The organism is Microvirgula aerodenitrificans DSM 15089, from assembly GCF_000620105.1.
GTDB lineage: Bacteria > Pseudomonadota > Gammaproteobacteria > Burkholderiales > Aquaspirillaceae > Microvirgula > Microvirgula aerodenitrificans.
Genome location: NZ_JHVK01000010.1, coordinates 98920 through 112626, shown reverse-complemented (window position 1 = coordinate 112626; position 13707 = coordinate 98920). Strand labels below are relative to the sequence as shown.

Below are 13707 nucleotides of genomic sequence, written 5' to 3'. Positions count from 1 at the left end.
CGACAACACCCGTGGCACGGTCAATCTCTGCCGCACAAATTTGGCTATCAACCCCTCCGGCATGCAAAAATCAGCGCCTGACCCGCTCGCCGACTCCCTGACGACTGCCATGCCCATTTCCAACATTACCTTTTCCAGCCATCGACAACGCGACACGGCGTTCTGGCGTCTCCACCTGCTGGCACTGACGCTGATGGCCGCCGGGCTGTTCTGGCTGTGGCAGGATGCCCGACTCGACTTCTGGCTGGCATCACTGTCGTATTCGCCGGCCGAGCGCGGCTTTCCGCTGAAGGACACATTCTGGATGCGCGAGATCGGCCATGTCGGCCTGCGCAATTTCGTCATCGCCATCGGGGTCGCCACCCTGGCGGTCATCGTCTGGCCGCGTACCTCGCCCGAACTGCGCACGCGCGCCGGCTACGTACTGCTCAGCATGGCGGCGTGTACGCTGGCCATCTCGGTACTGAAACAGGGCAGCGTTCACCATTGCCCGTGGGATCTGGTCCAGTTCGGCGGCACGGCGATCCACTTGCCGCTGTTTGCCTCGCTGCCGGCCGGCCAGAGTGCCGGTCAGTGCTTCCCCGGCGGCCACGCGTCAGCCGGGTTCGCACTGCTGGCGCTGCCGTTCGCCGCACGCGGCTGGCGGCCACGCTGGGTACTGCCGCTGACGCTGTTCGCGCTGCTGATGGGCGGACTGATGAGCGGTATCCAGATGGTTCGCGGCGCGCATTTCCTCAGCCACAATCTGTGGACGCTGTGGTTCTGCTGGGCGATCTGTCTCGTCGTCTATGCGCTGTACCGCTGGCGGCGCTGGATGTAACTGCTTTCCGGTGCGCACGGATAGCGGTGTGCCGCCCGGTGTACGCCCGGCTGATGGCAGGGCGCGGGCGGGCGGAGGATTAAAAAAAGACGGCCAGCGAATACTGGGTAAGCCGTTTCTTCCATTTCTGACCATCGCCCGGCATGGGGCAAAAAAATGGCGCAGTCCTGCTAGGACTTGCGCCATTGACGGTGACCCCGTGCCGTTGCGGCCGGCTCAGTGCGCCGCTTCCCAGTTCGGACCACTGCCGACTTCGGCGACCAGCGGAACGGCCAGTTCGGCGGCGGCGGCCATGCGCCGCGGCAGTTCGGTGCGGATCAGTTCCAGCTCGGCGGCCGGCACTTCCAGCACCAGTTCATCGTGTACCTGCATGATCAGCCGGCTGGACAGTTTTTCCGTCCGCAGCCAGTTCTGCACATTGATCATCGCCAGCTTGATCAGGTCCGCCGCGGTGCCCTGCATCGGCGCATTGATCGCCGCGCGCTCGGCGCCCTGACGGCGGCCGGGGTTCGACGAGCGGATTTCCGGCAGGTACAGCCGGCGGCCGAACACCGTTTCCACCCAGCCCTGTTCTCGCGCCGTCTGCCGCGTGCGTTCCATATAGGCCGCCACTCCCGGGTAGCGGGCAAAATAACGCTCGATAAACGATTGCGCGGCGCTGCGGTCGATTTCCAGGCTGGCGGCCAGGCCAAAGGCGCTCATGCCGTAGATCAGGCCGAAGTTGATGGTTTTTGCATAGCGGCGCTGTTCGGCGCTGACCGCGTCCGGCGCCACGCCAAACACTTCGGCCGCCGTCGCGCGGTGGATGTCGCGGCCGTCGCGGAAGGCCTGCACCAGGCCTTCGTCGCCGGACAGGTGCGCCATGATGCGCAATTCGATCTGCGAGTAGTCGGCCGACACGATCAGGTTGCCGGCATCGGCGACAAAGGCCTCGCGCACGCGGCGGCCTTCTTCGGTGCGAACCGGGATGTTCTGCAGGTTCGGATCGCTGGAGCTCAGGCGACCGGTCACCACGGCGGCCTGCGCATAGTGGGTGTGCACGCGGCCGGTATCCGGATTGATCATGCCCGGCAGTTTGTCGGTATAGGTCGACTTCAGCTTGGCCAGCGCGCGATAGCGCAGCAGCGCTTTCGGCAGCGGGTAGTCGAGCGCCAGTTTTTCCAGTACCGATTCGTCAGTGCTCCAGGCGCCGGTGGTGGTTTTCTTCACGCCGTGGGCCTTGGCGTCGATGCCGAGCTTGTTGAACAGGATGTCGCCCAGCTGCTTCGGCGAATTCAGATTGAACGGCTGCTCCGCCAGCGCGTACACCTCGCGCTCGATCTCCAGCATTTCCGTGCCGAGCTGCTGGCTCTGCCGTGCCAGCACCGCACGGTCGATCAGCACGCCGTTGCGTTCCATGACGAACAGCACGTCGGCGGTCGGCAGTTCGATCTTGCGGTACACATCGGCGCGCTTGCCGTCGAGTTTCGCCGCCAGCACGCGCGCCAGCCGCAGCGTGATGTCGGCATCTTCGGCCGCATAACGGGTCGCCGTCTCGAGATCGACTTCACAGAAGCCGATCTGCTTGGCACCCTTGCCGCAGATGTCCTCGTACTTGACCGTCTTTACGCCGAGTTCGCGCTCGGCCATGGCGTCCATATTGTGCTTTTCATGGCTGGCGAGCACATAGCTCATCAGCATGGTGTCGTCGGCGACGCCGGCCAGCGCAATGCCGTGGTTGGCCAGCACGTGGCGGTCGAAGTTGAGATTCTGGCCCAGTTTTTTCCGTTCCGGGTTCTCCAGCCACGGCTTCAGCCGGCCGAGCACATGCTCGCGGTCGAGCTGGTCGGCGACGCCCGGCGCGGTGTGCGCGAGCGGAATGTAGGCGGCGATGCCGGGGGTGACGGCGACGCTGACGCCGACGATGCGGGCATGCATCGGGTCGAGGCTGTCGGTCTCGGTATCGAACGACACCACGTCGGCCGCATCCAGTGTGGCCAGCCAGACATCGAGCCGTTCGTCGCTGGTCACCATTTCGTAGCGGGCCTCGTCGGTCGGCTGCGACAGTGCATCGTCGACCACGATCGCGGCCGGCTCGGCGGCCGGCGTCGCATCGGCACTGACACTGGCCACCGGCGCGCTGTCGCCGCCGTATTCCTTCAGCCAGGTGCGGAAGCCCAGGTCCTTGCACAGTACGGTCATGGCCGCGCGATCGACCGGCAGGCGCGCCAGCGAGTCGAGGCCATGCGGCATCGCGTCATCAAGTTCGACGTCGGTCTTGATGGTGACCAGTGCGCGCGACAGCGGCAGGCGCGGCAGGGCATCGCGCAGGTTTTCGCCGACCTTGCCGCCGACTTCGTCCGCGCGCGCCATCAGCGTGTCGAGGTCGCCGAACTGTTCCAGCCATTTCACCGCCGTCTTCGGCCCGCACTTGTCGACACCGGGCACATTGTCGACCTTGTCGCCGGTCAGGGTCAGGAAGTCGATGATCCGCGCCGGCGGCACGCCGAACTTGGCCAGCACGCCGGCTTCGTCGAGCCACTCGTCGGTCATGGTGTTGACCAGCGTCACACCGGGCCCCACCAGCTGGGCGATATCCTTGTCGCCGGTCGAGATCACCACGCGGAAGCCGTCGGCGGCGGCCTGGCCGGCCAGCGTGCCGATCACGTCGTCGGCCTCGACGCCGTCCTTGACCACCAGCGGCCAGCCCAGCGCGCGTACCGCCTGGTGCACCGGTGCGATCTGTGCCGCCAGCTCGGTCGGCATCGACGGCCGGTTCGCCTTGTACTCGGGATACAGGTCGTCGCGGAAAGTCCTGCCCTTGGCGTCGAATATGCACGCGCTATAATCGGCTGCGACTTCACGCTCCAGTCGTCTCAGCATGTTTATCATGCCGTAGACCGCGCCGGTCGGTTCGCCTGTGGGCGAGCGCAGATCGGGCATCGCATGAAACGCGCGGTACAGGTAGGAAGAGCCGTCGATCAGAAGCAGGGTTTTCATAAGGTATTTTCGGATGAGCTTGTCAGACAAGATCCCGGCGGCGAGCAATCGTTACGCGGTAATGCAAAAATTTCGCTCGCGCGAGGCATGGCATGTACTGAAAATCATGGCGGAATTCGTCGAATCCGCCGAGGAACTGCAGGGTATTGAACCTGCCGTAAGTATTTTCGGCAGCGCGCGGACTGCGCGCGATCATGCGGATTATAAGCTGACGGAGGACATTGCCCGGCGTCTGTCGGACGCGGGCTTCGGCGTGATATCCGGCGGGGGTCCCGGCATCATGGAGGCCGCCAACAAGGGCGCGTTCCAGGGCAAGGGTCCGTCGATCGGACTGAACATCGTGCTGCCGCACGAGCAAAAGGGCAACGAGTATCAGGACATCAGCCTAAAATTCAATCACTTCTTTTCGCGCAAGGTCATGTTCGTCAAGCATGCGTGCGCCTACGTGGTGATGCCGGGCGGCTTCGGCACGCTCGACGAGCTGTTCGAGTCGCTGACGCTGGTGCAGACAGGCAAGAGTCGCCGCATTCCCATCATTCTGGTCGATACGTCGTTCTGGCGCGGGCTGGTCGACTGGTTTGCCGACCAGCTGGTCGGACGCGGCATGATCAATCCCGGCGACCTGGCACTGATCACGCTGACCGACGACCCGGCAGAAGTGGTGAACGCCATTTTCGAGCACTACGAAACGCGGGGCTTCTCGGCATCGCCGGAAGAACGCGAGCGCATGCTCAACCTCTAACTTTTTCAGGAACCGCCAATGCGCAACTCCACCGCCCTCGCCGCCCTGCTCGCGGCCCTCGCTGCGGCTCCGGCCCTCGCTGCCGACGCCGGCAAGCCCGCTCCCAACGCACCGCCGCCGCCGCAGATCGGCGTTGACGACGGCAGCGACGCCGAGCCGGACGTCACCATCCGTCAGGAAGGCGACAAGAAGATCGAGGAATACCGCGTCAACGGCAAGCTGTATGCGGTCAAGGTGACACCGAAGGTCGGCCCGCCGTACTACCTGGTCGACCAGAAGGGCGACGGCGAGCTGACACCGTACGACGTGACCGGTCGCGGCAAGCTGAAGATCCCGCACTGGGTCCTGTTCACTTTCTGATCGCCGACATGTCCGTTTACACCACCGTGACCCCGGAGGCGCTCGAGCCGTGGCTCGCCCGCTACGACATCGGCCGGCTGGTCGCGCTGAAAGGCATCGCCGCCGGCGTCACCAACACCAACTACTTCGTCACCACGACGCAGGGCCGCTACGTGCTGACCCTGTTCGAGGCGTTGCAGCTGGACGAGTTGCCGTTCTACCTGAACCTGACCCACCACCTGTCGCGCCACGGCGTGGCGGTGGCCGGGCCGGTAGCCGACCGTACCGACCAGTTCGCCAGCATGCTGGCCGGCAAGCCGGCCTGTCTGGTCCATTGCCTGCCCGGCACCGATGTCAGCGCCCCGACGCCGGCACAGTGCGCTCAGGTCGGTGCCATGCTCGCCAGCATGCATATCGCCGGCGACACCTTCCCGATGTCGATGCCGAACCCGCGCGGCCCGCACTGGTGGAGCGTGACCGCGGCGGCCGTCTACCCGTTCATGGCTCCCGCCGACGCCGCGCTGCTGCGCGACGAGCTGCATCTGCAGAACAGCCATCGCTATGCGTACCTGCCGCGCGGCATCATCCACGCCGACCTGTTCCGCGACAACGTGCTGTTCGACGGCGAGCAGATTTCCGGCTTTATCGATTTCTACTACGCCTGCAACGACCTGCTGCTGTATGACCTGGCCATCGCGGTCAACGACTGGGCCATGCTGGCGGACGGCGACATCGACAACGAGCGCGCCCGGGCGTTTATCGACGCCTACCGCGCGGTGCGCCCGCTGCAGCAGGCGGAAATCGAGGCCTGGCCGCTGATGCTGCGTGCGGCAGCCATTCGCTTCTGGGTATCGCGGCTGTACGACCTGCACCTGCCTGCCGCAGGCGAACTGACCTACGCCAAGGACCCGGCGGCCTTCCAGCACGTGCTGGAACGGCACCGCCAGCGCACGGACTTCTGGCTGTAACCCCCACCTCCCGACCGGGCCGCGCCACGCCGGCCCGCGGACGGGGCCTGCCCTTCGGGCACGGCTTCGTGCTACGGTAAAAAAGACGCCGCGACCCATCCTTGCGGATCGGCGCGGTGTTTCCTGTTCCGTATCAAAGGGAGTCCAGTATGAAATTCGCACCGATCGCGGCCACGCTGGCCGCTGTTGTCCTGTCCGCCTGCGCCAGCACCGGCACCGCTGCCAACGCCGGCATTGCACAGGGCGAATGGAAAAGCGCGACCGGCATCACCCTGCTGGTCGAGGACGGCCGCCTGTCCGGCCGCGCCGGCTGCAACCGCTTCACCGGCACGGCAAAAGTCGAGGATGGCCGCCTGGTGACGGGCCCGCTGGCAGCGACCAAGATGATGTGCTCGCCGGACCTGATGAAGGCGGAAGCCGAGCTGTTCGCCTTTCTGGACAGCAAGCCGACCGTGACCCGGCAGGGCGACCGCACGCTGATTCTCAGCAGCGGCGACCACCAGATCACGCTGACCCGCTAAGGCCGGATGCCCGTCAGCCGGACTGCAGATGCGCCAGCAGTTCGCAGACCTTTTCCGGCGGCCGGGCAATCAGCGCATGGTTGCCGACGACGACGATCGGGCGCTGCAGCAGCCGGGGATATTCGACCAGTGCGGCGACCAGGTGATGGCGATCCAGGGTGATGTCATCCAGATACAGATCGCGGTATTCCGCTTCGTTGCTGCGCATCAGTTCGCGCGGCGGCAGGCCGAGCAGGTCGATCAGCCGGCTGATTTCCGCTTCGTCGAGCGGTGTTTTCTGATAATCGACGACCCGCGGCGTCACGCCGGCCTCCTGCAGCAGGCGCAGTGCCTCGCGTGATTTCGAGCAACGCGGATTGTGATATATGACGACCTCGGGCATGGCTGGTCAGGGTTTCCAGGTGATGACGACAGGATCATTCTGGCCGATGACACTCATCCCGGGCAATCAACTTTGAGATAAATCAGGTTTCTGCCATGGCGACTCCAAGCTCCCCCCACAGCATTCTCGACTTCTGGTTCGGCCGACCGGACGACCCCGACTACGGCCTGCCCCGCATCACCTGGTTCACCCGGGATCCGGCATTCGATGCCCTGATCCGCGCACGCTACCGGGACATTCTCGACAGCGCCCTGAACGGGGAACTGGACCACTGGAACGATTCGCCACGCGGCACGCTCGCCCATCTGCTGGTACTTGACCAGCTGACGCGCAACGCGTTCCGCGACAGCGCCCGTGCCTATGCCGGCGACGAGCAGGCCCGCCGTCTGGCAATCCGGCTGGTCGACAGCGGTGACCACCTGCTGCTGGCGCCGATCGAACGCCAGTTCGCCTATCTGCCGTTCGAGCATGCCGAAAACATCGACCACCAGAACCGCGCCATTGCGCTGTTTACTGCACTGGCACGCGACGAGCCCTCGCTGGCGAGCAGTGTCGACTGGGCCCGTCGCCACCGCGACATCATCGTGCGTTTTGGCCGCTTCCCGCATCGCAACGAAGTCCTGGGGCGCGACAGCACCCTGGAGGAAGCCCAGTTCCTGACCGAGCCCGGTTCCTCGTTCTAGCCGGCACCACGGCTTGCCGGATCGGGGCGGGGCCCCTACCATCGGCGGGTTTGCCTCCCCCGGACCGCCGCATGTCACGTACCCCCTCCGCCCCCGGTCTGGCGCTGATCCTGGCCGCGCTGGCCACACTCGGCCCGTTTTCGATCGATACCTTCCTGCCAGCCATGGCGACGATCGGCCACGCGCTCGATGCCAGCCCGATCGAGATCCAGCAGGCGCTGTCGATCTACCTGCTGTGCTACGGCGCCATGATGCTGTGGCACGGCGCGCTGTCCGATGCCATCGGCCGCCGCCCGGTCATCCTCGGCGCCACGCTGCTGTTCGCCATCGCCTCGATCGGCTGTCTGCTGGCGCAGACCCTCGGCCAGCTGCTGCTGTTCCGTGCGCTGCAGGGCCTGTGTGGCGGCGCCGGCCTGATCGTCGGCCGGGCCATCATCCGCGATACCTTCGACGGGCCGGCCGCCCAGAAGCTGATGTCGCAGGTCACCATGCTGTTCTCGCTGTCTCCGGCGATTGCGCCGGTCATTGGCGGCTGGCTGTACGGCGCTTTCGGCTGGCGCTCGATTTTTGCCTTCATGGCGCTGGTCGGTTTCATGCTGTTTTCCGTCTGCGCCTGGCGGTTGCCGGAAACGCATGCCCGGGAACAGCGCTCCACGCTGGCGCCGCGTGCCCTGGCGAAAAATTACTGGCACATTGCCTGCAACCGACAGTTCCGCTTCCTGGCACTGGCGCTGTCGTTCAACTTCGCCGGTTTCTTTCTCTACATTCCGGCGGCTCCGGTATTCCTGATCCGCCATCTCGGGCTCGGACCGACCGATTTTCTGTGGCTGTTCGGTCCGGCGGTCTCCGGCATCATGTTTGGCGCCTGGCTGTCCGGACACCGGGCCGGACGCTACTCCGCCCGTGAATCGATCCACCTCGCCTATGTCCTGATGGCCATCGCGGCGGCCGCCAATCTGGCCAACAGCCTGTTTTTCGCACCGTCGCTGCCATGGAGCGTGCTGCCGCTGGCGCTGTACACCACCGGCATGTCGATCGCCGCGCCATCGGTCACGCTGTTCGTGCTCGACCTGTTCCCGGGCGCACGCGGCACGGCATCCAGCGTGCAGGGCTTCGTCCAGACCCTGTTCTCGGCTGCCGTGGCCGGGATCGTAGCCCCGCTGCTGTGGTTCTCGCCGCTGGCGCTGGCGCTGGGCATGAGCGGCTTCCTCGCCATCGGCTACCTGATGTTCGTGCTGGCACACCGGCGTCGGCCCGGCCCCGAAGCCGTGTCCTGATGCGCAACGACAATGGCCGCAGCAAACGCTGCGGCCATTGTCATTCCGGATCGGCAATCAGCAGGGACACTTGCTGAGCTTGCCGCTCTTGCCCGGATAGCGCGCCTCGATGGCCGCGCGGTGGAATGCCGCCCGGCTCATCGCCGGAAGGTCCGGGTGGTGGTCGCGCATGTGCGCGACATAGGTGTCGTAATCCGGCACCCCCACCATCAGGCGCGCCGTCTGCGCCAGACGGCGCGCCACGAGCTTCACGTTAAGCAGCATGGGTGCCTGTTGCCTCCTTGCGATACTGGACCGGGGTTTCGTGCATGGTCGGATGCGCCTGTGCACGTGCCTTCAGGATAGCCCGGAATCCGAACACCAGCATCATCACCACCACCGCCATGAAGCCGGCGCACAGCGCCGCATCCACGTAGTCGTTGAAGATGATCTGCTGCATCTCCGCCGCCGTCTTGGCCGGCGCCAGCACTTCGCCATTGGCCAGGGCGCCGCTGAACTTGCGGGCATGGGCCAGGAAGCTGACCTTGACGTTGTCGTCGAACAGTTTCAGCCAGCCGGCGTACAGGGTCGAGATCAGCACCCAGACTGCAGGTACGACCGGCACCCATACGTACCGACCCTTCTTCATCTTCACCAGCACGACGGTGGCGAGGATCAGCGCGATACCGGCCAGCATCTGGTTGGCGATGCCGAACAACGGCCACAGCGTGTTGATGCCGCCCAGCGGATCGACCACGCCCTGATACAGGAAGTAGCCCCAGAAGCCGACCGACAGCCCGGTCGCCACCAGGTTGGCGGTCCACGACTCGGTGTTGCCCAGCGGCTTGATGAAGGTGCCGAGCAGATCCTGGATCATGAAGCGGCACACGCGGGTACCGGCATCGACGGTGGTCAGGATGAACAGCGCTTCGAACAGGATGGCGAAGTGGTACCAGAACGCCATCATCGTCTTGCCGCCGATGACCTGGTGCAGGATGTGCGCCATGCCGACCGCCAGCGTCGGGGCGCCGCCGGCGCGCGACAGGATGGTGGTTTCACCGACGTCCGCCGCCATTTGCGTCAGCATGTCCGGTGTCAGCACAAAGCCCCAGCCGGAGATGACCTGGGCCGCTTCGGCAGCGGTCTTGCCGATCACGGCAGCCGGGGCGTTCATGGCGAAGTAGACGCCCGGATCGAGCACGCAGGCGGCGATCAGCGCCATGATGGCGACGAACGACTCCATCAGCATGGCACCGTAGCCGATCATGCGGGCATGGGTTTCATTCTCCAGCATCTTCGGCGTGGTACCGGAGCTGACCAGCGAGTGGAAGCCCGACACCGCCCCGCAGGCGATGGTGATGAACAGGAACGGGAACAGGCTGCCGGCAAAGACCGGGCCGGTGCCGTCGATGAACTTGGTGACCGCCGGCATCTGCATGTCCGGCGCCACGATCAGGATGCCGATGGCCAGCCCGCAGATGGTGCCGATCTTCAGGAAGGTCGACAGGTAGTCGCGTGGTGCCAGCAGCAGCCACACCGGCAGCACCGAGGCAATGAAGCCGTAGGCCATCAGTGCCCAGGCCAGCTGCGTACCGGTCAGGGTGAACAGCGGCGCCAGCGTTTCGCTCCTGGCCACGTCACCACCATAGACGATGGCCAGCATCAGCAGGATAAAGCCGACCACCGAGATCTCGCCGATGCGCCCCGGGCGGATGTAGCGCATGTACACCCCCATCAGCAGTGCGATCGGGATGGTCATTGCAATGGTGAACGTGCCCCACGGGCTGCCGACCAGCGCCTTGACCACCACCAGCGCCAGCACGGCGAGCAGGATGACCATGATCATCAGGATGCCGACCGAGGCCACCACGCCGGCGACCGGGCCGAGTTCCATCTTGATGATCTCGCCCAGCGACTTGGCATCGCGGCGGGCAGACAGGAACAGGATCAGGAAGTCCTGTACCGCACCGGCCAGGATCACGCCGACGATGATCCACAGCGTGCCCGGCAGATAACCCATCTGCGCGGCCAGCACCGGGCCGACCAGCGGGCCGGCGCCGGCAATGGCGGCGAAGTGGTGGCCGAACAGCACCCATTTGTTGGTCGGTACGTAATCGAGGCCGTCATTGTGACGTTCGGCCGGCGTCAGCCGGCGCGGATCGAGTTCCAGCACCTTGCTGGCGATGAAGCGGCTGTAGAAGCGGTAGGCGATGAAGTAGCACGACACGGCGGCCACGATCAGCCAGATGGCATTGACCGATTCGCCGCGATTGAGTGCCACCACGCCGAGCGCCCAGGCGCCCAGCAATCCCACGCCGCCCCACAGCAGCGTGTCCTTGATGGATTTCATGTGTTTGTCCCCACGGGTTGTGATTTGTGGCGTCTGACGCGCCTGACTGTGCCATTTGGCACGCTTGCCGACCTGATTTCAAGCCGGGATTTTCCGGGCCGCAACATTTGCGCCGCCACAAATATTCATAAACGAATCAATAATTTTCCTTATCCAACATGACGACCAGGCCGACCGCTTGCGCCATTCATGCCGGTCGGGCGCCGGTTCTGGCGGGCACGGGTGGATTCATTGCCGCATGTCGGCCGGTCATGACATTTAATATCGCCGGTTTTTTCAGCTTTGCCATTTTCTGTTTCTCCCGCCGCCGGCGCCGTCCGGGCATCCCGCTCGCGCCGGCGGCCCGGGCGCCGCCCTCGACCCGCTGCCGATACGGGAAACGATGCCGGCAATGGCGGGATCAGTGCGAAAATGAACACGACCGTCTGTCGCATTTTCGTCAATAAAATTGTCCGATCAGCCCGCAAACGGCAGCAAATGCCCCTTCCCCCTCTTGGCAGACACGCCGCTTGGAGTAAGGTGTGCGCTGACGCATTTTCCTGCCCCCGACCATGCCCACAAAACTGTTGCTGGTGGAAGACGATGCGGCGCTGGCCGGCCTGATTGCCGACTATCTGCGCCAGAACGGCTTTCTCGTCGATATCGAACCCCGTGGCGACCTCGCGGCCGCCACCATTCATGCCACGCCGCCGGATCTGGTCATCCTCGATCTGATGTTGCCGGGCATGGACGGTTTTGCCGTCTGTCGCTCGGTTCGCGAACGCTATACCGGCGCCATCCTGATGCTGACCGCGCGCGACGATCCCATCGACCAGATCCTTGGTCTCGAACTCGGTGCCGACGACTACCTGACCAAGCCGGTCGATCCACGGCTGCTGCTGGCCCGCGTCCGCATGCTGCTGCGCCGGGTTTCCCCCCCGGCGGTGGCGGCGGACCCCGCCCCCGCCGGCTGTGATGTGCTGCGTTTCGGCGAACTGGAATGCAACCGTCGCAGTCGCCAGGTGCTGCTGGCAGGCGCGCCGCTGCCGCTCAGCACGGCCGAGTTCGATCTGCTGTGGCTGCTGGCCAGCCGGGCCGGCGAAGTCATCGGGCGCGAATCGCTGCTCGAGTCGCTGCGCGATCTCGGCTTCGACGGCGAAGACCGCTCGCTGGATGCCCGCGTGTCCCGCCTGCGCAAGAAACTCGATGAACGCGGCGACCTCGACCGCATCAAGACGGTCCGCAGCCAGGGCTATCTGTTCCGGCCCGGAGACAGCGCTTGAACCGGCGCGGCCTGCAGAAACGCGGACTGTTCTGGCTGTTCTTCCGCTACTACATCATTCTGGCCTGCACGCTGGCGCTGCTGGTGACCCTGGCCGGCTGGCTGCTCGACACCCAGCTTGACGAGGATGTCCGCGAAGACGCGCTGGGGCGTACCGCCGACGTGATCCAGCTGATGCGCTCCGACTACGCCCGTACCCGGGCCGATGAATGGAGCTCGCTGACCCGCTATTTCAATGCGACCGGCCCGTACTCGGTTGCTCTGCTCGACGCGCCCGCCCATGCCGACATGTGGCTGTCGTCGAATGGCGATCTGGTCTACGCCCGGCTCGGACCGACCCATACCCTGGTCATCGGCCCGATCGACGCGCTGGCAACCAAAAGCCGCGATCTGCTGCTCAACACCCAGCATCAGCTGGAGCTGGTGGTGACGCTGCTGGTCGCACTGGGCTTCGGCATCGGCCTGTATGCGTGGCTCAAGCCGCAGTGGCGCGACCTGATCATGCTGCTCGATACCGCCGAGCGTCTCGGCGAAGGCCAGTTGACCACCCGCGCGCCACCGGCCGAGTCACGGCTGTTCCAGCCGATGGTCACCACGCTGAACAGCATGGCGAGCCGGCTCGATGCGCTGCTGGCCAGCCGCCAGGTCATGGCCCATGCGCTGGCCCACGAATTGAAGACCCCGCTGGCCAGGCTGCGTTTCGGCCTGGCCCTGCACGACACGGCACCGGACCCGCAGGCACGCGCGCAGCGCCGCGCCGGCATCGATGCCGATCTGGAAGAGCTGGATCGCCTGATCAGCGACAGCCTCGGCTGGGTACGGATGGCCGGTGGCCAGGTCGAACTGCGCAGCCAGCCGCTATCGCTGGCCCACTGGCTGGCCGAGCAGATCACGCCGGTTGCCCGCGCCTACCCGGCGCTGGAGATCCACTGTCAGGTCGACACGACCCTGACCGCCACCCTAGACCCGGTCCAGTTCGGGCTGGCCATCCGCAATCTGCTGGGCAATGCCGCTCGCCATGCCCGGTCCCGCATCGACATCGCAGCCCGGATCGAGGAAGACGACAGTCTGACACTGACCGTCGATGACGACGGGCCCGGCATTCCGGAAGACGCGCGCGAGCGGATCTTCGAGCCGTTTGTCCGCCTGGACGCGGCACGCAACCGTGAAAGCGGCGGCACCGGCCTCGGGCTGGCACTGGCACGTGCTGCGGTCGAACTGCATCACGGCAAGCTGTCCGCCCTCGAGTCGCCGCTTGGCGGTGCCCGTTTCTGCATGAGCGGCCTGCGCCCGGCGCCATGACCGGCCCGGAACGGGTTCGACAGACGCAAGAAAAGGGACCTTTCGGTCCCCGGACTGCTCATGAAGTTGGGCACCGACGGTCGCGGTGGCGTCGGTACACGCCC

At 65.4% G+C, this 13707-nt stretch carries 13 protein-coding genes; 9 read left to right on the top strand and 4 right to left on the bottom strand.

Annotated elements, in window-relative coordinates; genetic code table 11:
• Positions 1–109: 109 nt before the first annotated feature.
• Positions 110–820, top strand: coding sequence for a phosphatase PAP2 family protein (locus Q352_RS22295; protein ID WP_051528856.1), 711 nt, complete (start codon positions 110–112; stop codon positions 818–820).
• Between the two features lie 216 nt (positions 821–1036).
• On the opposite strand, the gene polA is transcribed toward Q352_RS22295, so the two are convergent.
• Positions 1037–3799 carry a DNA polymerase I gene (polA, locus tag Q352_RS0110430; RefSeq protein ID WP_028499299.1) on the bottom strand — a complete coding sequence of 921 codons (2763 nt, stop codon included), beginning with the start codon at positions 3797–3799 and terminating at the stop codon, positions 1037–1039.
• Between the two features lie 13 nt (positions 3800–3812).
• Between polA and Q352_RS0110425 the strand changes: the two genes are divergently transcribed.
• From Q352_RS0110425 to Q352_RS20630, 4 genes are all read left to right on the top strand, one after another.
• The gene (locus Q352_RS0110425) at positions 3813–4541 is read left to right on the top strand and encodes an LOG family protein (protein ID WP_028499298.1); all 729 of its coding nucleotides are present in this window, start codon (positions 3813–3815) and stop codon (positions 4539–4541) included.
• An 18-nt stretch (positions 4542–4559) separates the two neighbouring features.
• Positions 4560–4901 carry a DUF2782 domain-containing protein gene (locus tag Q352_RS0110420; protein ID WP_028499297.1) on the top strand — a complete coding sequence of 114 codons (342 nt, stop codon included), beginning with the start codon at positions 4560–4562 and terminating at the stop codon, positions 4899–4901.
• Positions 4902–4909: 8 nt separating this feature from the next.
• The gene (locus Q352_RS0110415) at positions 4910–5848 is read left to right on the top strand and encodes a homoserine kinase (RefSeq protein ID WP_028499296.1); all 939 of its coding nucleotides are present in this window, start codon (positions 4910–4912) and stop codon (positions 5846–5848) included.
• A 149-nt stretch (positions 5849–5997) separates the two neighbouring features.
• Positions 5998–6369, top strand: coding sequence for an META domain-containing protein (locus tag Q352_RS20630; protein WP_051528855.1), 372 nt, complete (start codon positions 5998–6000; stop codon positions 6367–6369).
• A gap of 13 nt (positions 6370–6382) precedes the next feature.
• Here Q352_RS20630 and arsC read toward each other — a convergent pair whose 3' ends face one another.
• Positions 6383–6751 carry an arsenate reductase (glutaredoxin) gene (gene arsC / locus Q352_RS0110405; protein ID WP_028499295.1) on the bottom strand — a complete coding sequence of 123 codons (369 nt, stop codon included), beginning with the start codon at positions 6749–6751 and terminating at the stop codon, positions 6383–6385.
• A 95-nt stretch (positions 6752–6846) separates the two neighbouring features.
• On the opposite strand from arsC, the gene Q352_RS0110400 reads away from it, so the two are divergent.
• Both Q352_RS0110400 and Q352_RS0110395 read left to right on the top strand, forming a co-directional pair.
• Entirely contained in the window at positions 6847–7434 is a 588-nt protein-coding gene (locus Q352_RS0110400) for a DUF924 family protein (RefSeq protein ID WP_028499294.1), read from the top strand.
• A gap of 71 nt (positions 7435–7505) precedes the next feature.
• Positions 7506–8711, top strand: a complete 1206-nt coding sequence (locus Q352_RS0110395) for a multidrug effflux MFS transporter (RefSeq protein ID WP_028499293.1) — start codon at positions 7506–7508, stop codon at positions 8709–8711.
• A gap of 57 nt (positions 8712–8768) precedes the next feature.
• Here Q352_RS0110395 and Q352_RS0110390 read toward each other — a convergent pair whose 3' ends face one another.
• Together Q352_RS0110390 and Q352_RS0110385 are read right to left on the bottom strand one after the other, a co-directional pair.
• Entirely contained in the window at positions 8769–8975 is a 207-nt protein-coding gene (locus Q352_RS0110390; protein WP_051528854.1) for a YbdD/YjiX family protein, read from the bottom strand.
• Positions 8965–11040: a carbon starvation CstA family protein gene (locus tag Q352_RS0110385; RefSeq protein ID WP_028499291.1), complete on the bottom strand. Its 2076-nt coding sequence runs from the start codon at positions 11038–11040 to the stop codon at positions 8965–8967. Before Q352_RS0110385 ends, Q352_RS0110390 begins: the two co-directional genes overlap by 11 nt.
• A 551-nt stretch (positions 11041–11591) precedes the next feature.
• Between Q352_RS0110385 and Q352_RS0110380 the strand changes: the two genes are divergently transcribed.
• Both Q352_RS0110380 and Q352_RS20625 read left to right on the top strand, forming a co-directional pair.
• Positions 11592–12302, top strand: coding sequence for a response regulator (locus Q352_RS0110380; RefSeq protein WP_028499290.1), 711 nt, complete (start codon positions 11592–11594; stop codon positions 12300–12302).
• Positions 12299–13603, top strand: coding sequence for an ATP-binding protein (locus Q352_RS20625; RefSeq protein WP_051528853.1), 1305 nt, complete (start codon positions 12299–12301; stop codon positions 13601–13603). The genes Q352_RS0110380 and Q352_RS20625 overlap by 4 nt, the downstream gene beginning before the upstream one ends.
• The last annotated feature ends 104 nt before the right edge of the window (positions 13604–13707 follow it).

What these genes read in the sequence shown, in the direction of transcription:
- Q352_RS22295 (WP_051528856.1), top strand. Translation starts at nt 110, where the DNA reads ATGCCCATTTCCAACATTACCTTTTCCAGCCATCGACAACGCGACACG.
- polA (WP_028499299.1), bottom strand. Translation starts at nt 3,799, where the DNA reads ATGAAAACCCTGCTTCTGATCGACGGCTCTTCCTACCTGTACCGCGCG.
- Q352_RS0110425 (WP_028499298.1), top strand. Translation starts at nt 3,813, where the DNA reads ATGAGCTTGTCAGACAAGATCCCGGCGGCGAGCAATCGTTACGCGGTA.
- Q352_RS0110420 (WP_028499297.1), top strand. Translation starts at nt 4,560, where the DNA reads ATGCGCAACTCCACCGCCCTCGCCGCCCTGCTCGCGGCCCTCGCTGCG.
- Q352_RS0110415 (WP_028499296.1), top strand. Translation starts at nt 4,910, where the DNA reads ATGTCCGTTTACACCACCGTGACCCCGGAGGCGCTCGAGCCGTGGCTC.
- Q352_RS20630 (WP_051528855.1), top strand. Translation starts at nt 5,998, where the DNA reads ATGAAATTCGCACCGATCGCGGCCACGCTGGCCGCTGTTGTCCTGTCC.
- arsC (WP_028499295.1), bottom strand. Translation starts at nt 6,751, where the DNA reads ATGCCCGAGGTCGTCATATATCACAATCCGCGTTGCTCGAAATCACGC.
- Q352_RS0110400 (WP_028499294.1), top strand. Translation starts at nt 6,847, where the DNA reads ATGGCGACTCCAAGCTCCCCCCACAGCATTCTCGACTTCTGGTTCGGC.
- Q352_RS0110395 (WP_028499293.1), top strand. Translation starts at nt 7,506, where the DNA reads ATGTCACGTACCCCCTCCGCCCCCGGTCTGGCGCTGATCCTGGCCGCG.
- Q352_RS0110390 (WP_051528854.1), bottom strand. Translation starts at nt 8,975, where the DNA reads ATGCTGCTTAACGTGAAGCTCGTGGCGCGCCGTCTGGCGCAGACGGCG.
- Q352_RS0110385 (WP_028499291.1), bottom strand. Translation starts at nt 11,040, where the DNA reads ATGAAATCCATCAAGGACACGCTGCTGTGGGGCGGCGTGGGATTGCTG.
- Q352_RS0110380 (WP_028499290.1), top strand. Translation starts at nt 11,592, where the DNA reads ATGCCCACAAAACTGTTGCTGGTGGAAGACGATGCGGCGCTGGCCGGC.